Source organism: Flavobacterium cupreum, assembly GCF_003996965.1.
Lineage (GTDB): Bacteria > Bacteroidota > Bacteroidia > Flavobacteriales > Flavobacteriaceae > Flavobacterium > Flavobacterium cupreum.
In genome coordinates this window covers 1-307 of sequence record NZ_QWDM01000191.1, presented here as the reverse complement: position 1 = coordinate 307, position 307 = coordinate 1, and the positions used below count along the sequence as shown (strand labels likewise).

At 57.3% G+C, this 307-nt stretch carries 1 protein-coding gene; it reads left to right on the top strand.

Annotated features, from left to right (window positions below; translation table 11 throughout):
- A partial coding sequence (locus tag D0817_RS27140; protein WP_193555382.1) for a ribonucleotide-diphosphate reductase subunit beta occupies nt 1-307 on the top strand: 307 nt, incomplete at both ends.

Here is a 307-nt window from a genome sequence, read left to right as displayed (position 1 = left end):
CAAGACCGATGTGAACCAATTGGTCCCGTTCAAATACAAATGGGCGTGGGATAAATATCTGGCCGGCTGCGCGAACCATTGGATGCCGCAAGAGGTCAACATGCAGCGCGACATCGAATTGTGGAAAAATCCCAACGGTTTGACCGACGACGAGCGTCGTCTCGTGAAAAGAAATTTGGGCTTCTTCGTGACCGCCGATTCGCTCGCCGCGAACAACATCGTGCGCGGCACCTACCGCCACATCACGGCGCCGGAATGCCGCCAATACCTGCTGCGCCAGGCGTTCGAGGAGGCGATCCACACCCAC